An 18,643-nucleotide genomic window follows, 5' to 3' on the forward strand; every position below is an offset into this window, starting at 1 on the left:
TATCCAGTCTTGGTACCAATAAAGTGATTCTTTGCGTAGGCGCTCCCTAGATTTCTACTCCATCCTCAGATCGACCCTTTGGCAAAGCATCGATCAGCCAGCCCCACTCACTTGCTTTTAGATATGGATTTTTCGGCGAAAAAAAGACTCTTCCTTCTGTATTCTTTTTTGTTGTCCACTTAAGACACGACTGTTGTAGTACAACAAATAGACAAGATCTACGCCCACTGCTTGCAAGTGGTTGCGTATTGCGTACGATTTAATATAAAATTAAGCTTTATTATTTTTCATATAAATGAGTTTTGATAGTGAGTAGTTTATTTGCATTTATCTTTTTATGCGCTCTCATCAGTAGTATTTATTTTTGGAAATTCAAGCCAAAAAAAAACGCCACGCTAAAGCTAGCATCATCGTTGCGGTGTTAGCCTTTATCTTATGTGGAGCCTTTGCGCCAACCACTAAAACAGAAGCTGATAGTTCAGAAGCACAGGCTAGTTTGAGTTCCAAAAAGAAAGCAGATGAAGCTAAAAAGCGTTCCGAAAGTATCGCCTCGTCTGCTAAAGCTGAATCTAAACGCAAAGCGAGAGAGAAAAAAGCTGCTAGTGAAAAGAAAAACAGTGAAGAAGCTGAAAGTAACAAAGCAGCATCCGAAAGCATTGCTCAAGCACAAGCTTCATCAGAAAGTTTAGCCCGAGCAGAAAGTGAACGCGTAGCAAAAGAAGAAGCCAGTCGAGCTAGCGAAAGTGCTAAAGTACAGGCACAAGCTGAGTCAGAAAGCGTCGCTGCTGCACAAACTGCAGCTGATCAAAGCTCTACTGTAGAGCCTGCTGCCTCAAATGGAGGCGGTCACCCCGTCAATAACGGTGACATGAATACCGCAGATGCCAATGCACAAGGTGTGATCGTGGGCAATGCCAATAGCATAATCTATCACGTTCCGGGCCAACGAGGCTACCGTATGAATTCATCCAATGCGGTCTATTTCAACACCGAAGCTGAAGCCCAAGCAGCTGGTTACCGTAAAGCCTACAGATAGCCGATAAGAGCACGTTTTTCTAGCGTGCTCTTTTTTAGTACGATCACACTAAATTAGCGGTTTTATACAGCGATCTCCTTTTGTGAAACCCCTACCATTTTAGTGAAATTAAATTATATTTAAAAATAAATCTAAGGGGTATGTCATTATGGAGAAAACGTCTAAAAAGCACTCTTTATTGAGTGTTATCGCAATTATTTTTCTATCATTTTCATTTTTGACAGCTTGCTCTAGTGGTAGCGAAGATAGTTCAGAAGCTGAAGCACGTTCAGAAAGCATTGCTAAAGAAGAAAGCGAAAAGGCTGCTAGCGAAGAAGCTGAAAGTGAACGTGAAGAGTCAGAAAGTATTGCCGAATCCGAGAGTGAGGAAGCCGAAAGTGAACGTATCGCGCAAGAAGAAGCAAGTCGAGCTAGTGAAAGTGCCGCTGCTCAGGCTCAAGCTGAACAAGCACAAGCTAACAATAACGACAACAATAGCCAAGCTGGGAATGCACCGGTTAACAATGGCGATATGAACACCGCTGATGCTAATGCACAAGGAACGATCGTCGGTAATTCTCGAAGCATGATCTATCATGTTCCCGGGCAACGGGGCTACCGTATGAACTCAGAAAATGCGGTCTATTTCAACACTGAAGCCGAGGCGCAAGCAGCTGGTTATCGTCGTTCATTGAGATAAAATTATAAGGTGTACAGAAAACGAGATTTTCTGTATACCTTATTTAATATCATACATATGTTGTATGGGTAACACAGGTTTGTCCAATTGCCTCTCAAAAATGGGACAACCTTAATCGCTACTACTTTGCCGATAAGATTCTTGCAGTGAAGAAATATATGCTTCTTTTTCTGGGGAGATATAGAATAAATTCTCAAAATCTTGATAAAAATGGTCTGTATGACAGATAAATGAACCACAATAGACTGGTCTTTCATCCGTTGATTTGTCTGATTGAATACGCTCAATATACTGCGTCCGATGGTTTTTGGCATCACACTCATAGTACCACGCTGGCGCTTGTGGTCCTGGTGCATCGGTATAATCGATCGGATCACCAACGATCTCATATTCACCTGTATTCTCTACGGCTGGCGCTACTTCTTCGGTCGTATCATAAGTCGTCTCAGCTTCTGGCACTTCTACTGTGGTGCTTGATGCCTTTGATCTAGATTCACTGCTTCGTTCCGATTGGGCTTGCGTAACTTTTTCTTGGCGGATCTCTTGTTGGCTCTTGTCGATCTTTTTAGTTGAATTGATCAAAAGTAGCATCCCAATGAGCAATCCAACACTGATCGTCACTGCAAAAATACTTAATACTTCTTTCCATCCATTCATGAAGGCATCTCCTAGTCATGCTCTAATTTGTCATATTCATTGCAAAATCAAGTGATAAGTCGCAAAACTTACTTTTCTCTACTGTTAAAAAATCATCTAACTGCTTATATGCTAACTTAAAGCTTAATTTATCACGAAATTTAGCTGGTACTTTATAATAACTCGGAAGTTCAATTTCTGATGCAGTTCCATATTCATCAAGTTCACCATTATCCACTCTCACTGCAGCTGCGAAGACATAATTTTTTCTTGCCCACATTTCACCACAGAAATACTCATCACTAACAACATCTATTGGTTCTTGAGAACAAACTTCAAAATTAGCACAAAGTTGCAATGTTAGCTCAATAAAATTTTCTGGTAAATGTGGCACTAAAATATACGCTTTTTCCAAGTTATAGGCTAAATCTTGTTTTTGCATATCTGCAATAGCAGTTTTAGTCACATCAACTAACGTAAAATCAACTAGACTATCATCAGCTGTCAACCAAAATTTTCCAAACGGAGTACATAACTTTCGCATTATTCGCCTCTTATTTTCCTGAGTCCTTAGTAAAAATATAATAGTTTTTACAAGTATCACAAATCATTAGATTTCCCGTTGATTCATTAGTAATTCCACGTGTTTGATGCTGATCATTTATACATTGAATAAACCCGGGAAATTCATATAATATCCCATGTTGTTTACCTACCAATTCATATCCTGCCCCTTCCAACCTGAGACTTTCTTCCATTAGGCAAGGATAAGTTTCTTCGTTGACTATCATTTCATTGTTTTCACAATCATTACAAACAAAAGTTGTCGTATGCCCATGAACTGCACCCACAATAAAAGCATCGTGTCCATTTGCCACACACTCATCAAACCAAACTGGATTTTCCATTCCTTTGATCTGTTGTATAGGCTCGGAGATATTTTTAGTATTATCTTGGGACTCTTCCACAGTTCCAGATATCTCACCATTGTCGGGCTCATTTATAATAATTTCAGTAGTTTTGGCACTTTCTCTACTAGAGCTACTTTGCTTTGTAGTTACAATAGTTTGTTCGTTTTGAGTACGATTTGCTCTACCTTCAGAATTGATCAAAAGCAACATGGTTATAGCTATCCCAGTTGATACCACTATCAAAAAACTAAGTACTGCTGTTTTCCATTGATCCATCTAGATCATCTCCCGTTAGCTTTTTCACCACAAATATAACAACCATCACTAGAGTACATATGCTCATGTGGTTCAGCTACTGAAAGTGTAATATCTACAATTTTTAGCTTATTACACGACATACATATATACGCTCTCTCATTTTCATTTAGTTTTCTAGCACCTTGAACTCGCCAATATTCCGGGTATAACCACCAATCATGATTATGCCTTGGACTTTCTTGATGATCAAAACCATTTTCCGGGATCTCATTTTCAATATTAGGTGTCTCATATTCTGAGATTTCAATACTCTCGCTACTAGCTACTCTACCTTCATCAATACTTTCTGTCTCATATTCCGGCACTTCTATTGTGGTGCTCTTTGCATCTGACCTAGATTCACTGTTTCGCGCCGATTGAGCTTGCGTGACTTTTTCTTGGCGGATCTCTTGTTGGCTCTTATCGATTTTTCTACCTGAATTTAGCAACAGCACTATTCCATAAATGAACCTATACTGAGTGTCACTCCAAATGCTAATAACACTTCTTTCCATCCCTGCATATGAGCACCCCCTCAGTAGTGAAAATACCTAAAAAATTATTGACTTATATCTATATTTTATCATCTATTTGTTATTGTTGTATAATTTTAAACACCATAAAAAAACGCTATCCAATCACAGATAGCGCTAGTATTGTTGGTCGTCAGATAACTCTAATCCTCAAAAAACGAGCCATCATCTAGAAAACTAAAAATAAGAGCCACCGCCCCAATAAGTACAAAAAAAGCATAAATTCCCCAGTCATAATATACGGATAGCATTGCTGTAACTAGGCAAAGGAATATTTTCAATATCTTCTGTTTCAATAATACATCTTCTCTCAATAATTTTTTCAATATGTTTTCCACATAAAGATTAGTTTAGGGTTCCTTACATTGGAGCTAGGTTTTAAATTGTAGTAGTAAAAGGTAACGTGAAGGCTAAGAAGGTTTTCGTCTCCTTATGTCGGAGATAGGTTTTAAATACTATACATAAAAATCAGCACCAACATGCACATTCAACAAATAATTCTTGTCCTCAAACTCACCTCATATTGTAAGGAGCGGAACTCCCACAGACCATACCGAGGTCAAATTCATAATACAATAACTTTAGGTTCTTTGTCAGTATAATTAATACTAACATTATTTCCCAAAATGGTCACTTGGTTATTATTAATTTCATCCGGTAGTAAATACAGCGTAATTTTACCACTATCTGGCAACTCTGATTTCAAGATTTCAATCAATCGGTTCCTCGTACTTTTATATCTAACTTCACGCTCATACAAACTATACTGTTTCATGGAAAATCCCAATTCTACCAGTCGTTTACGATATTCAGCTGCTTGTTTTCTCTCTTCCCTACTATCTCTTGGCAGGCCAAAACACAAAAGTAACATCATCACCGTCCACCTTCTATCATCTGTGGTAACAGAATATCAGATATCGCATTGGTATTTAGACACCTCAAATAAGATTCCACAGTTTTTCGAATCGCATCACCCAAACGATAAACTTTTCCGTCAATAACGCAGCGTTCCATCAAAACGCCTACTAACATTTTCTTGTCCAATTCATTTGTCCCCTTATCATAAATATTTTCAAATACCAAACTGTCAACAAAAGGACGAAAGGGCTCAATCAAATCATCCGATAAGTTATAAGGATTATTGACCGAAACGTGATGAATGCCAAAACTTGGTTCCAATGAATGCATGATCAATTCATTTCTGATAACTGATCTCAGAATCGCATATCCATAATTTAGCCCAGCATTTACAATATCAGAATATCTTCCACGTTTAAAATTCTTTCCAAATAAAATCGGAAAATACTTTCTTGCTGCATACGATCCATAGTTTTTACCGTCACCTTCAGTTACTTTCTGACTAACATCTCGTAATAAATAAGGAGTTTCTTCATCATTGCAATTTTGCTCAATACAAATTGCTTGATTTTGAATCTTTGCAATTACTATTTTTCTCCATATGCGCCTTTTAAAACGACTAGTAGCTTTAAATTATTTTTTTAATGTATTTAATCTATTTTCTTGACCATATATTGATTCATACGCTGCAACTGGAGTATGCTTACGATCCATAAACAGTAATGATATCCTATTCTCAATACATTTCTCAACTAATTTTTCAGAAAATAAACTACTCCCTGTATCAAAAATGAGATAGTCAATATCTTCAAACGGAATAAACCGTTCCTCTTTGGTTACCATATTAAAAAATCTAAGACTATACTTTTTGACAGTAACTACCTGCCGATTTTCAACGTATACTATATTGCGCATTTAGTACTTATTCAACTTTCTCGATCGAAAAAATACATTTTCCCATCTCATATAAATTTTGCCTGTTATTTATTAATCCATACTCTTTTTCACCGTGTGATGCTTTATTGTAATACTTTGTCAATTTAAAGGCTCCTCTTCCTTTCATCTTCATTTTTCCACGTCTAGGTCCAATTTTATCTAAATTTACTCTTTCCATATCGACTTTAGACCAAAAGCCACTTCCTGCACCTAAATACAAAGTTGTACGTAAATCTTTTTGGATAAGACTTTTATCTGGAATTAAATTCAAATATTTATCTCTGTAGCGTTTCTGATGTTGCTTAGAGTATAGCTCAAGCAATTCAACTAATTCAGCTGCCTCACTCCCTATAGTATCAATTTCAAATTTAACAGTTGTCATTGGTTTAATTGCTTCTCTATGAACCATTAATTTCTTTACACAATTTTTCTGGTAAGAATAATCCCATTTTTGAACAAGTGTCAACCGATCCGATGAAATTCCATCACTATCACCAACCCGAATATTATGGAAAATATCAAAAAATTCCCTATTATTTTTTGCACCCCAAATAATTGTTTTTGACTTAAAATGCTCGTTTTCTAAAACTGTCCGTAAGGCCCCTTTTAATGAGCTTCCTGGAATATAAGCTACACCATATGCATCCTTAGTAAATTGCTTGATCTCATTTAGATTTCCATTTCTTCGATCAGTCTCATATCCAGTTGCCTTTATTTTATATCCATTAAAATCTCTTTCAACGATATTTTCTTTCACTAGAAATTCAGTCAATCTAGTCTTCTTTTTATTATTTGGCTCACCAAGAAAATTCTCAAAACGCTTTACTTTTTCAGGATACTTATTACACAAAGTACTGTATAGTTTGCTCATTTCTGGGAAATAGTAGTATCCATCTTCCAATATATATTCTTTAGAAGAATATGTATTTCCATTACCTATAGAGACCGGAGCAAGCGTCATTAATGTCAATATATACTTATTTCTCATAATAGCTCCTTAAATTTGATAAAATAATGCTTTACTATAACTCCAGACAGGATGTTCAAAATACTGTGGTCTTATATCATAAATTCCCCCTTGATATGTATAACTAAATACCGATCCTGCTTTAAGCTTGTACAATATCTTTTTCCTTAGCATTTTTTTAGCAGATTCACTGTAAACATATCCACTTCTTCTCACCAATGAATACTTTGAATCTACCAAAGCTTCATCTAGTTCTTCATCTCTAGGTAAGCTTGTAGTCAGTAATAGTGATTTTCTCCCCGAAAACTTCAACTTATTTTTAAAAAATGCTGGTAAATCCATCTTCTCAAGTTTAAAAGCTCCATGTCCGCTACTTCTTTTTCCACCTAATCCGCTATATTGCAAGCTGATCAGCAATGTATCCAATAACTCACTCTCAGTCGCTATAATATAAAGAGTTGTTTTACCGTAATAATTTACTCCAATATTAAATGGATCTTTTCCTTTTTTAACAAATGTTTCTGTTGTAAATAAATCGCTTTGATAATTTATTAACTCATCTACCGTCAAATCACCTGACCAAAATTTTTTCCATAGTGATATGGGAAGATACTCTACCTGTTTGAGCAACTCCTGATCTTGATATTTCTTTTTTAAGTTTGATTGCTCAAGAATACCCAAAGGAATTTCTAAGGGAAGGGGTAAATAAGGTTCTCCCATATACGGAAAAGAATCACTCATCCTAAATTTATTTTCCTTGGTTAATTCTAAAAACTCTTTTTCTCGATGTAACTTCATGGCTTCAAGAAACAAAGCACTATATAAACGATCAGCTGTAAAAGTTGGTTCACTGCTTGCTAAAATTCCATTACCAAAATGTGCACTTTTAAAATTAAATTTATAGATTTTATATTTCATTAAATCCCATATCCTTCTAAAAGTTTTACTAGTTCGTCAGTATTATATTCTCCAAAAACATTATTAATATTTAAGTCTCTAAATGCGACTTTACCATATCCACGACTACCACTGCCACCTAAATAATCCATCTCTAGTAGCTTCAAGCCATCAAAAATCGTCTTAAAGTCATCTACTACTTCACCAACTTTATCTACTTCATAAATCAATTCAAATGAAAATTTGCTTCCCTTGATAACTCGTTCAATTTGTCTTGGATTTGCAACAGCTGTAAATCGATTGATAGTATTTTCAAATTTTACCTCTGTATAGGACCGAACTCCCTTTTCTTTTAGTTCTTCAGTATTAATAAATTCCGAATCTCTGAATAACAATCTAGCTCTAATTATATTATCCTTGCCTTCAACACTTGTAGCGCCAAAAAGTCTAGTTATTCTATAATTATCATTATTAGGTGTCGAACTCATCGAAACACGATCATTATACACTTTTGATAATAGAAACCGCATTTTCCCCTTCAAAGATGATCCCGGAATAATCGGTAAATTCGTCAGTGGATCTTTAACAACAGGAGAAGCAATAGCACCAATTGCTGAAAATTCATTTCCTCCTCCAATGTGTAATCCACTCTTAATTTCAATAACACCTGATAGTTTTAATTTTGCATAATTGCTCATAATATTTACTCCTTGCCACCATAATATTTAAAAAACGCAACTAATGCTTCCATGTAGTGGCATAATCTCATTAAGTATTTTTCATCCTTATTTTGTTGAATAACACGAATTATTGTATCTATTTGTGTTAGATCAACTAATTTCCTAACTGCAGCATTTCTCCCACTTTGATAAATAAACTGTACTCTTAAATATGCAATTCGATCTAATACTGATTCAATACCTTGATTTCTCGCTTCATCGTAAATAGAGCTCGTAAAGCTTAACAAATTTCTCAACTGTGAAGTGGTTAAAGTATCTCCACTTACTCTAAAGTTAACTTTTTTTAATTCGCTAATTACGATCTTTGCTTCATCCACATATGTGCTATTTTTAAATTTTATGACTGGTTTAACTAGCTTTTCCCTATTTTCCACGGCTATTTTCCCTTCTATTTTTATAAACATATATCATTAATGCTAATTCTAAATTCATAGCTTCCATTGGATCATTGAACCATTCAACTATCTTATCTGAAAATTTTTTAAATGCCGTCTTATCTGTTATTCTCTCTTCAACCTTTGCTAAACAGTAAACTAATCTTGCAAAAGAAAGTTTGTTCGTGCTATTTCTGAGTAAGTCAATCAATGTATAGATAAAACTGCTCCCTTTTTCATTCGTATTATCAAAGAATTCTTTTACTTCTGAAAATTTCTCACCATATACATTTTCAGTAAAATCTTCAAGGTTATAGCAAATATTCTGATCAAATAAGCAGATAGAATCTCCATCATTATTTTTAGCCACCTGATACAACAATTTAGTTTTCTCTGAAATAACATTTATTGGAATTTTTTTCGAAAAAATCCCTAACCCCATCGAAACTGACATTTTCTTTCCTGTCCATTCAGCAAATTTTTTATTTATTTCCATGGCAAAATCCAATAATGAATCCCATGCTCCCAAAATAAATATCTCTCCTCCATTAGAATGAATGAAAGTTCCCTTTAATTTCATTTCTTTGGCAAAACTATTTAAATATACTTGTAAAAACATATTTAGTCTTCGCATTAAAGTAGAACTCCTACTTAAAGACATAAACATTCCCCCATTTTGTTCTGAAAATCCTGCTAACATAGCCCATTTAAGATCATCGATCCCACAAATCAATGCACCTAATCGTTTTATGCCTCTGTCAGTCCAATTGCGTTCAACATACAAGTTAAATTCATTTTTTTCTAAATCACTATAATCAGGAATCCATAAATATGTTTTTGGCTGTGATCCTATATTGAATTTGTTTTTCGTATATGTAATATCGTTTGACGTAAGTATTCCATCATTACTAAGAGCATGAAGATATTTATCAAATCCCAAAGGAAGACCACCATCTTGTCCATTTACTACAAAATTTTCTTCTTGTTGGATCGCATTTGAGAATTTTTCTAATTTCATACAGAAGTAACATTTACTGGTATCTCTTTCGAGGTTAGAAATGCTGTGACAGACACTACACTCTCGTCCATCTAAAGGAACCTCAGAATTTAACATCCGCAATATTTTCCCAGACCCTTTAGATAATTTTTTATTTTTAATTTGTTGTTCAATATTTTCAAACATCCCACTATATTTATCTTGCATATTATTATTTTGCAAGTCATTTGCAGACACTTCGCTCATTCCAAAATGTACCTGTAACTTTAGAGAATATGTTTTCGCTAAAAATTCATTAAACGCCTTTTCAAGATTTGAAATTACTTCTTTATTTTCACAAGTATTAGCTAAAAGAAAGTATGTCTTTCCCATTGATGAAAAGAGTAAATTAGCCCTAGTCAGGTTACAACGATCTAACAAAGTATCACTAAGCCATTCGTTAATAATCGAAACATAGAACGCCCTACTTCGCAACTGTTTATAAGCACCCTCACTTGTAATAGTGTAGATAAAGTCATTCACCCCAGAGATATCGAACGCCACCAATAAAAATACTTTCTTTTTCACGAAATTTTTTTCTCTCTTAAGCAATGCTTCTTCATAGTCAGTAATACTATTTTCTTGTAAATATTGTTGAATCGCTCCTGCAAAAGCAGCAGTTAATTTAAGATGATCATATAAAGATATATCAATAACTTACTTACTGTCAGTCGAACTTGGAATATAACTCATCGTAGCTTCTAACAAATGAAGAACACTCTGCATATATTCTTCAGAAAATTCTAGTTTTGATAAATTTTCAGTTATTTTATCTACAATAACTGCATATTCTCCCTTCGAAAAGTTACGTGCTACCCTCGACTCTTGTGGAAAAATATTTTTTATCTTCAAATCTAACATCTGTGGCAACATATGTCGCTCAGAATGTACATTTCCAAAACGATTAAATATATCCTCTAGCTCAATATTACTATAAAATTTTCCATAATTATTTCTAGTATCACTAATATCATTCCGTTTCCTGTCTGTAGCACTACTAATGTTATCAGCTATATAGGTAATATATGCTAAACTATCTTTACTTAAACCCGCAGATTCTATTCCATCTTTTTTTGAACTTTCATATGATGAAACATGATGATACCTAACTTGCTCTAAAATATCTTTTGATACATCAAATTGTTTTAGATAATTTGCTCCTATAATTGGATGTTTTATTTGTAAATTATCCTTTCTTTGAACAGCTTTTCCTATATCATGTAATACTGCTCCATAAAAAAGAGCAATTTGCTTTTTATCCATTCTTATAAACCTTTCTGACTTTTACTGCCCCCATCCCCATTGTCGTTTTTACACCAATTCCTGAATACTCTGCAAATCTTAATAACATTCCAATATAATTTGCTAAGGTTTGTGCACCAGTACAACGAATCTTTATTTTTCCGATAAATCCAGGAATGTATACTCTATGGATAGGGTAGTAGCTCGATTGAACTTTATAACTAACTATTTTTGTATTCTTACAAACTTCTTTTAATAATTCCTTTTCTACTAAAGGTGTTCCTTCAAATACTTCACTGTATCTACTCATTAAATTTTGGAATATATAATGCATATTTGGCAAAAAAATATTTTCTCCATTTGATTTAAAACTCGTAGGTGTCTTGAAAAAAATTTCAAATTCTTTCGTGGAATCCTCTTTATAAAAGCTTGTTGCTAATTCGGCAGTAGATAAAGTATTTGTTTCAACTTTTTCTATAAAAAATTGTTTATCGTTTAAATTAATTATCTTTATATCATCAAAAATAGGAGATATACTGTGATCTAAATCTTCACTTAAAAAATTAAATTCGAATATATGAGAATTTTTTCCTTTATTACAGACAATGAATATGGTCTGATATGTTTTTCGTGTAGTATTTCAGCAATATTAGGTTCTATATTTTCCATCATCCATCCCTGTAAATATCTTCCCCACTTTTCATCTATCTGCAACATAGCATCATTTTTTATAAATAGTCTTATCTTCTTCAATATTTTTCTCCTTAAAATTACACATTTCAATTATATCAACTTCCTGTATTTTTATATTTAATAATTTAAATAGTATTGAGTCTGGTTTTTATTATTTTTTAAACATTTTAGACTTCCTTAAATACATTATTGTGCCCAAAGTCTAGAAATTATAACAAATTACTAATTATCCCCCTTTTACTTACCAAAAGTGCTACAGTGAAGTCCCAAGTAAATCTATTTACTTAAATATAAAATAAAAGGGGGAAATATATATGGCACTAAAACCTAAGGTCATGCTCCATTTTCCAGCTTTTGCAGTCGCTAACGACAAAGAAGGCTATGATTTTTTTGTTTTAGACATTCAAAAACTAGTCATCCGAACTGAGAAAATGGATCTAACAGAATCACTTTCCTATGCTTCAGCTATCCTTGAGTATCACGTAGATAAGAAGTGGCGAGAGCTTCGAAGACCAGTTCCACCCACGCTAGATAGTATTGCTAAAAAACAGAAGACGGTCCCAAATTCATTTTTTGTTTCACTTCGCGTCAATGTCATGCAACACATCAAAGCCTGTGAATTTGAACCAGTCACCATAATGATGCCAAGATGGTGGCTTCTCACCAAAGATCTCAATGCAAATGCGTTGCGTGGCATCATTTACGGGAATTATCCTTTTAGATAGAGCACAAATAGGGCGGATAGCTACCACTGTGTGGAGATATCTGCCCTTATCTTATATGTTATCCCTATTAAAAATATCTAGATTTTTTCAAGCTATCTTTTCCTTTAACAATATTTCATATTAATACTTTAAAAATTCATTGACAATCCATTTTACAATAATCTTACAATTTCTGTAAGTAGTTCCTCAATATCAACTTCTAAAGCCATTGATAATTTTTTTAGATTAAGTAACGTCGGTATATTTTTTCCAGTTTCATAGTTACCAAGTGTCTTTTCACTTATCCATTCAGTATTATCAAAAAATTTTCTACTTCGATCATCAATAAATGCCTGTCTAGACTTCGGAATATCAGTTAATCTTAGACGGTATTTTTGTAAAACTTGTCCAACATCTTTATTTCGATTTTCTTCTTTTCTTATTGTCATAGTTGATATTATATCACATTTAGAACCTTGGTTCATTTTATATACGTTTTTTTGTTGATATCATAATTTCATAATATAGAAAGGAGGTACCGCTCATGGTATCAAAAATTAATTTTAAAGTTGAATCTGTTAGAACAATCAACTCTCCCTCGCAAAAAAATGTCACAACTTATTTTACTTATGTCAACTTCAAAGACCTACCTAGTGGGTTACCATTAGATGTTAACCCTAGAAAGCCTAAAATGAACACAGCAGTCGCCAAATCACTTATAGCTGCCGTCAAAGCACCTGAAACAGATTTTGATATCAATAATCGTGGAATTGTTATCGTTGCTAAAAGCTTCAAATTTAATTCAAATAATAACACTGTAGTTTTAGATTTAGGTGATGATCCCACAAAATTTGGTATTCTAGATGGGGGACATACTTATACTGCAATAATAGACAATCGAAACGAGCTACCTGAAACTATTGACAAATTTGTTAAGCTAGAAATTATCGTTGGTAAAGAATTATTTGTTTCACGTATTGCCGATGCTCGAAACACCTCTGCTTCTGTTTCAGATATTGCTTTATACGAATTAGATGATAAGTTTGATTTTATCAAAGAAGCCATTAAAAATGAGCCTTATTCAAACGACATTGCTATTAAAGATAATTCTAAGGAACGCTTACCAATAATTGAGCTTCTAAAACTATTATTTGCTTATAATATATATAAGTTTCCAAATGCCAATACCACTCCAACTCAAGCTTATTCTGGTAAAGCAATGGTGTTCAAAGATATCAAAAAAGATTTGGATAATAAAACTGGCTATTATGATAGTTTAGCTAAAATCTTGCCTGATCTAGTACAATTATACGATAAAATCGAATTAGAATTTAGAACTAAATATTTAGAATATAATCCAACTGGTAAATTTGGTGGTTTACGTGGCGTTGAAAAACAGAAAAGCAACGGAAAACCTCTCCAAACACTCTTTTTAGAAAATGATACGGACTACCGAGTATCAGCGGGATATATATTACCCGTATTTGGTGCATTTCGTGTCTTAATTGAAGAAAACAATAAAAAACTTTCATGGAAAATCAATCCATTCACAATGTGGGATACGGTTGGCTCAAGTTTAGTAAAAAATACTCTTGAAAGCTCTCGTAACAATCCTCAAGATGCTGGAAAAAACACCTCAATTTGGTCCAATAACTATTCTAAGGTAGAAAATGAAATGTTCCGCGAAATGCTTAAGAACAAATAATTACACTTAACTTTTAAATAAAATACGAGTATCTGTAGTTATAAATAAAAATTACAGATACTCGTATTTTTTGATGTACACTTTCGAAGATATGATATAAATCCCTTATTATGCGTTATTAAGTTTCGCTACCAAATTGGTCATTACATCTTGTTCACTTTTCAGCATTTCCTCAGAAAATTCAGAAAAATCAGCTACTTCTTGTGGAATACTTAGCCCATACTTAAAAATAGTTCCACCTAAACCAGATAAATTACCGATTTTATCCAAACCACCAACCTCTTTTGTAGGATAAAAAACTCCCGCATTCTTACAGTTTAAAATGTGCAGATACGAAATAATTTGGTAACGATCTTCACGCTTGATACTACTATCAAGTTGCTTATATTTAGTATCAATTATGGTTGCAGCATTATAAAAATCAGGATAAACTCGAAGATTTCTATGTCTTTTATACATTTCACTGTATAGAAATATCCCGTTTTCTTTTGTTTTATTTTGTGGATGCTTAAAATCATCACCCAACAATAAATTAACATACTCTTCCCATAACCATGACACATCAAATAATATTCCCTTTACCTTATTTCCATTACTATTAAGACCATGTTTTTGCCCCGTCAAGATCATTAAGCAAATTCTCTGCAGTATCCGATACTCAGTATAATAAGCATGTCGTACAGGAGCTACTTTATTAGCATTGATGATCTTTCTGCGATTATTGATTTGATACCTAGGTGTGGCTTCAATTACCGCAGCTACATTCTTTTGGGTCATTTTAGAACTACGCAAGATATTTTTCGAATTATTTTCGGATAACTTGATAAATTCAATCGTATGCCTAATCAGTTCCATAAGGTCGTTATCAAAAGTAAATTCTCGGGTGGAATAAGCAATATTTCCTCTAAAAGGGATATTGACGCGGACATGTCTAGCTATATCTAGTACACCTCTTACATTGCTGTCATTATACTCAAACTTACGATACTCTTTATACACCCCTTTCCGCATTGCAGAATTTAAATATTTAGGAAATACATATATCAATAGTTGATAAAAGTATTGATCAAATGAAATGTCTGTTTCCAAATCAACAATATTGATATTCAAAACCCTTTGAAGCAAATAGTTAAAAAAATAATCACTGTTTTGCTCTGAAAAACGTGACTGAATAACTAAATTTTCAGAGCCTTGTCCAATAAAGCCAACAATATTTTTAAAGTGGACACTGTCATTTATACCCTCAACTATCTTGTTATCATCATCTAAATCTTTAATTTTTGACAAATCAGTTGGAAAGACAAGAATATCCTCTTTTTCAGCTAAATCTGCTAGCGTCCGATCAAGTAGTTTTTCTGAAAGTAATGGATAACTTTTATTAAATTCATGCTTTGGGTAATAGGTATTATCCCTTATCTTCATCTTCTGTACCTTCACCATTGTATGCGAACCAAAGTCGTTTTAAAGATTCTTCTGCATCTAGCGAGCCACGAAGATATTCCTCTAGTAACGGTTTTAGATAGTCCGTCCATAAAACTTTATAGTCATAATCGATTTCTTTTAATTTCAAGAAATAGCTTGGGCCTACATGATAGTTTTCATTTAATTCATCGATTCTTGATATTTCCTCATTCAGAGCTTTTAAACGTTCAGTCGCCTTGGAAATCTCATCAGCAGCTAAGTTGCCATTCCACATTGTCATTGCTTCTTCTGCTGTAATTTCGATAAAACGAAAACGCCGTCGCATTGCAAAGTCAAAACTATCAACTGAGCGATCAATATCATTCATTGTTCCGATCACATAAACATTATTTGGAATATAGAATTTTTTATTACCATTGATGTTAGAATACTGAGTTGAAACCGCATATTCTTTCTTACCACGGTAGCCTGGATCAATAATCATGAACAACTCACCAAAAATCTTAGAGATTTCTCCACGATTTATTTCATCAATCACAAATACATAGTTTTTAGATGGATTCTTTATGGCAGCCTTACAAAAGTGCTTAAACGATCCGTCAACCCTTTCAAACGATATTTCACCTTTATCGTTGCCATCATTATTCTCATCGTCATCTTTACTTTTACTATTCAAAACTGGACGTAATCCTTCAACAAAATCCGTGTAATCATAGTTAGGATGAAATTGAACAAATTCATATTGATCGCTATTTCTTAGTTTATCTTTTGATAGTCCTGTTAATTCCATAGCTATTCTATTAGCTAAGTATGTTTTTCCTGTTCCTGGAGCACCATGGAGAATAATATTTTTTGCCTTTATTAATTTACTAGTATATTCGGTATAGCTCTGATCATCCGATTCAGTCCCACCACTAATATATTTAAAAATCATTTTGAATTGATTTTTATCTTTTCTAAACTCAATGTGTGAAACTCTTGGAAATAATAAATTCCGTAATCCATCTCCTATTTTCTTATCCTCAAATTTAAAATATACCCGTGTACTATCCTCATATTTCTTCAAATTTATTGCCACATAGTTATAATTCTTTTGAATATCTTTTATAAACTGTATATTATCTTGGATATTTTTATACGTATCCGTACACTTATACTTCTCAGTAGTATATTCTACAAGTGACTCTTCAAAATATTTTTTTAAATTTCCAATATCAATAATATATTTATTACTATCATCGAAATTATCAAAAAAATTATATAACTCCACATCACTAGTAGATCCTATATAGATTTTTGCTTCTCCTGACCCCGTATCAGATTTTAACTTGTGATTTTTTAAAACAAAACTACTAGGTATATTTATTAGCTTACTATATATTTCAACCATCTGTTTTCATACTCCTAATTTTACAATAATGCAATTTGCTCTGTTGAATTATCCCATACCCTTGTATCTATTAAATTTATTAAGATACGCATAAGGACATCAACAACTATAGAGTTTCCTGCTTGCTTATAAATTTGTGTATCAGATACTTCAATTTTAAAAGTATCACTAAATCCCATCAATCTTAAACATTCCCTAGGTGTCAACTTCCTAATTCTTCCTGCAGTAGTTACATAATTATCTACTCCTGCCCTGTGCATCTTCATCATTGTAGATAACAATGGTCTTGCAACATCTAAATCAATTTCAGGTTTAGAATAAAATCCTTTTGTTCCAGAAGACATAACGTAGTTAACTAACTTATCTGATAAATAATATTTTTCAGCAATTTCTTTTCCATCTTCTGAATCAATAGACTCAAAAGGTTCGAAACGAAAATCTCCATGCCAATTAAATTGTTGATTTTTTGTCTCACATAACGCTACATCACCATTTATTTGTGTATATCGCTTCATGAGATTTTTATGATTTATTACAAACTCTATACCTTTTTTACCTAGGTAATACTTTTCTGCTACATTACTTTCCAAATAGTCTTTCATTGTCTTTTTCAATTCTACAGGCTCAGGAAATTCAAATTTTTTATGTGCTATATCTTTTTTTATCCCTACAACATAAATTCTTTCCCTATTCTGAGGAACACCGTAGTGCCTAGAATTCATTACTTTGTAGGACCAATCATATCCTAAATCGCTAAAAACATTTTTCATTATTTCCCAAGTATTCCCATTATCATGGCTCAATAGTCCCCTAACATTTTCATAAATGAAAGCTTTTGGCTGTATTTCCTTAACTAGTCGAGCATACTCATAAAATAACGTTCCTCGAGTGTCATCAAATCCCCCCCTTTTTCCTACCATTGAAAAACTTTGACAGGGACTTCCGCCCACAAACAGATCTACAGTTCCTCTAAATTCGTATCCATCAATAAATCTTACATCTTGAAAAAATTTATCTTTACTAATTTCATAATTAGCAAAATAAGATTTCTCTACATAATTTGTCTTCCTACTATTTAGATATAACTGATCAATATATTCTTTCTTTTCAACTTGTGTCATACCGACAATATTTTTTTTAATTTCTTCTTCTGACATATCTAATTCAATTTCCCCATTATCAGAAGCAAAAACAATTTCATAAGGGATATTTAAACGTTCGATTGCGTGTTCAATAGCACCTATGCCGCTAAAAGCAGTGGCTAATCTCAATTTGTTCATATAAAAATTCCTCTAATCTTCTTCATTTATATATTCCACTATATCTCCAATATCACAATTAAATTTCTTACATAACTTTGCTAACGTATTCATGCTAACCCTTTCATTCTTACTTAGTTTTGATAAACAATCATTACTTATTCCTATACTATCTCTCAATTGCGTTTTATTTATGCCTTCTTTTCTCACTAAAGACCATAATTTAGAATAATCAAATGACACAGTAATCCTCCTAAAAAAATTCCGTAAAAACAGAACTTTTTTTATTATAACATATATAAATCTTTAAATTAAGTTGGAAAATATA

The 18,643-nt window shown here is 33.2% G+C and carries 21 protein-coding genes and 2 pseudogenes; 4 read left to right on the forward strand and 19 right to left on the reverse strand.

Annotation, left to right across the window (positions count from 1 at the left end):
* Positions 1 to 82 precede the first annotated feature (82 nt).
* Positions 83 to 201 (reverse strand): annotated as a pseudogene (locus ABT996_RS05960) (6-phospho-beta-glucosidase); the annotation flags it as partial.
* Positions 202 to 364: 163 nt separating this feature from the next.
* On the opposite strand from ABT996_RS05960, the gene ABT996_RS05965 reads away from it, so the two are divergent.
* Positions 365 to 1,036 carry a sunset domain-containing protein gene (locus ABT996_RS05965; RefSeq protein ID WP_052006369.1) on the forward strand — a complete coding sequence of 224 codons (672 nt, stop codon included), beginning with the start codon at positions 365 to 367 and terminating at the stop codon, positions 1,034 to 1,036.
* A gap of 148 nt (positions 1,037 to 1,184) precedes the next feature.
* Positions 1,185 to 1,715 carry a sunset domain-containing protein gene (locus ABT996_RS05970; RefSeq protein WP_035448605.1) on the forward strand — a complete coding sequence of 177 codons (531 nt, stop codon included), beginning with the start codon at positions 1,185 to 1,187 and terminating at the stop codon, positions 1,713 to 1,715.
* A gap of 111 nt (positions 1,716 to 1,826) precedes the next feature.
* On the opposite strand, the gene ABT996_RS05975 is transcribed toward ABT996_RS05970, so the two are convergent.
* The 13 genes and pseudogenes from ABT996_RS05975 to cas6 all read right to left on the reverse strand — a co-directional run bounded on the left by ABT996_RS05975 (position 1,827) and on the right by cas6 (position 11,755).
* Entirely contained in the window at positions 1,827 to 2,372 is a 546-nt protein-coding gene (locus tag ABT996_RS05975; RefSeq protein ID WP_010688313.1) for a hypothetical protein, read from the reverse strand.
* Positions 2,373 to 2,394: 22 nt separating this feature from the next.
* A complete protein-coding gene (locus ABT996_RS05980; protein ID WP_146024644.1) occupies positions 2,395 to 2,859 on the reverse strand; it encodes a hypothetical protein in 465 nt (154 codons plus the stop codon).
* Positions 2,860 to 2,905: 46 nt separating this feature from the next.
* Entirely contained in the window at positions 2,906 to 3,538 is a 633-nt protein-coding gene (locus tag ABT996_RS05985; RefSeq protein WP_035448608.1) for a hypothetical protein, read from the reverse strand.
* A gap of 5 nt (positions 3,539 to 3,543) precedes the next feature.
* A complete protein-coding gene (locus ABT996_RS05990; protein WP_035448610.1) occupies positions 3,544 to 4,074 on the reverse strand; it encodes a hypothetical protein in 531 nt (176 codons plus the stop codon).
* A 583-nt stretch (positions 4,075 to 4,657) separates the two neighbouring features.
* The gene (gene cas2 / locus ABT996_RS05995) at positions 4,658 to 4,966 is read right to left on the reverse strand and encodes a CRISPR-associated endonuclease Cas2 (RefSeq protein WP_035448613.1); all 309 of its coding nucleotides are present in this window, start codon (positions 4,964 to 4,966) and stop codon (positions 4,658 to 4,660) included.
* A pseudogene (cas1, locus tag ABT996_RS06000) lies at positions 4,966 to 5,865 on the reverse strand (type II CRISPR-associated endonuclease Cas1). The gene cas2 and the pseudogene cas1 overlap by 1 nt, the downstream one beginning before the upstream one ends.
* 7 nt (positions 5,866 to 5,872) lie before the next feature.
* A complete protein-coding gene (csm5, locus tag ABT996_RS06005; RefSeq protein ID WP_035448615.1) occupies positions 5,873 to 6,874 on the reverse strand; it encodes a type III-A CRISPR-associated RAMP protein Csm5 in 1,002 nt (333 codons plus the stop codon).
* 9 nt (positions 6,875 to 6,883) lie between these two features.
* Positions 6,884 to 7,771, reverse strand: a complete 888-nt coding sequence (gene csm4 / locus ABT996_RS06010) for a type III-A CRISPR-associated RAMP protein Csm4 (protein WP_035448617.1) — start codon at positions 7,769 to 7,771, stop codon at positions 6,884 to 6,886.
* Positions 7,771 to 8,448 carry a type III-A CRISPR-associated RAMP protein Csm3 gene (csm3, locus tag ABT996_RS06015; RefSeq protein ID WP_035448619.1) on the reverse strand — a complete coding sequence of 226 codons (678 nt, stop codon included), beginning with the start codon at positions 8,446 to 8,448 and terminating at the stop codon, positions 7,771 to 7,773. The genes csm4 and csm3 overlap by 1 nt, the downstream gene beginning before the upstream one ends.
* Before the next feature lie 5 nt (positions 8,449 to 8,453).
* Entirely contained in the window at positions 8,454 to 8,864 is a 411-nt protein-coding gene (gene csm2 / locus ABT996_RS06020; protein WP_052006370.1) for a type III-A CRISPR-associated protein Csm2, read from the reverse strand.
* Positions 8,854 to 10,554: a type III-A CRISPR-associated protein Cas10/Csm1 gene (cas10, locus tag ABT996_RS06025; RefSeq protein ID WP_081797086.1), complete on the reverse strand. Its 1,701-nt coding sequence runs from the start codon at positions 10,552 to 10,554 to the stop codon at positions 8,854 to 8,856. The genes csm2 and cas10 overlap by 11 nt, the downstream gene beginning before the upstream one ends.
* 3 nt (positions 10,555 to 10,557) lie before the next feature.
* The gene (locus ABT996_RS06030; protein WP_052006372.1) at positions 10,558 to 11,163 is read right to left on the reverse strand and encodes an HD domain-containing protein; all 606 of its coding nucleotides are present in this window, start codon (positions 11,161 to 11,163) and stop codon (positions 10,558 to 10,560) included.
* Positions 11,156 to 11,755 carry a CRISPR-associated endoribonuclease Cas6 gene (gene cas6, locus ABT996_RS06035; protein WP_081797087.1) on the reverse strand — a complete coding sequence of 200 codons (600 nt, stop codon included), beginning with the start codon at positions 11,753 to 11,755 and terminating at the stop codon, positions 11,156 to 11,158. Before cas6 ends, ABT996_RS06030 begins: the two co-directional genes overlap by 8 nt.
* A gap of 394 nt (positions 11,756 to 12,149) precedes the next feature.
* Between cas6 and ABT996_RS06040 the strand changes: the two genes are divergently transcribed.
* The gene (locus ABT996_RS06040) at positions 12,150 to 12,560 is read left to right on the forward strand and encodes a hypothetical protein (protein WP_035448623.1); all 411 of its coding nucleotides are present in this window, start codon (positions 12,150 to 12,152) and stop codon (positions 12,558 to 12,560) included.
* A gap of 152 nt (positions 12,561 to 12,712) precedes the next feature.
* On the opposite strand, the gene ABT996_RS06045 is transcribed toward ABT996_RS06040, so the two are convergent.
* On the reverse strand, positions 12,713 to 13,024 hold the full coding sequence (locus ABT996_RS06045) for a helix-turn-helix domain-containing protein (protein ID WP_225361417.1): 312 nt from the start codon (positions 13,022 to 13,024) through the stop codon (positions 12,713 to 12,715).
* 59 nt (positions 13,025 to 13,083) lie between these two features.
* On the opposite strand from ABT996_RS06045, the gene ABT996_RS06050 reads away from it, so the two are divergent.
* Positions 13,084 to 14,244, forward strand: coding sequence for an AIPR family protein (locus ABT996_RS06050; RefSeq protein WP_035448625.1), 1,161 nt, complete (start codon positions 13,084 to 13,086; stop codon positions 14,242 to 14,244).
* A gap of 108 nt (positions 14,245 to 14,352) precedes the next feature.
* On the opposite strand, the gene ABT996_RS06055 is transcribed toward ABT996_RS06050, so the two are convergent.
* Genes ABT996_RS06055 through ABT996_RS06070 form a run of 4 tightly spaced genes read right to left on the reverse strand, consistent with a single transcriptional unit; the run spans position 14,353 to position 18,558 of the window.
* Positions 14,353 to 15,666, reverse strand: a complete 1,314-nt coding sequence (locus ABT996_RS06055; protein WP_035448627.1) for a 5-methylcytosine restriction system specificity protein McrC — start codon at positions 15,664 to 15,666, stop codon at positions 14,353 to 14,355.
* Positions 15,650 to 17,056, reverse strand: a complete 1,407-nt coding sequence (locus ABT996_RS06060) for an McrB family protein (protein WP_052006374.1) — start codon at positions 17,054 to 17,056, stop codon at positions 15,650 to 15,652. Before ABT996_RS06060 ends, ABT996_RS06055 begins: the two co-directional genes overlap by 17 nt.
* Before the next feature lie 20 nt (positions 17,057 to 17,076).
* The gene (dcm, locus tag ABT996_RS06065; RefSeq protein WP_035448629.1) at positions 17,077 to 18,336 is read right to left on the reverse strand and encodes a DNA (cytosine-5-)-methyltransferase; all 1,260 of its coding nucleotides are present in this window, start codon (positions 18,334 to 18,336) and stop codon (positions 17,077 to 17,079) included.
* A gap of 12 nt (positions 18,337 to 18,348) precedes the next feature.
* Entirely contained in the window at positions 18,349 to 18,558 is a 210-nt protein-coding gene (locus ABT996_RS06070) for a helix-turn-helix domain-containing protein (RefSeq protein ID WP_035448631.1), read from the reverse strand.
* Positions 18,559 to 18,643 lie beyond the last annotated feature (85 nt).

Origin of the sequence: Ligilactobacillus sp. RTP31139st1_D10_RTP31139_211217 (assembly GCF_040226755.1) — a bacterium.
Classification (GTDB): Bacteria; Bacillota; Bacilli; order Lactobacillales; family Lactobacillaceae; genus Ligilactobacillus; species Ligilactobacillus animalis.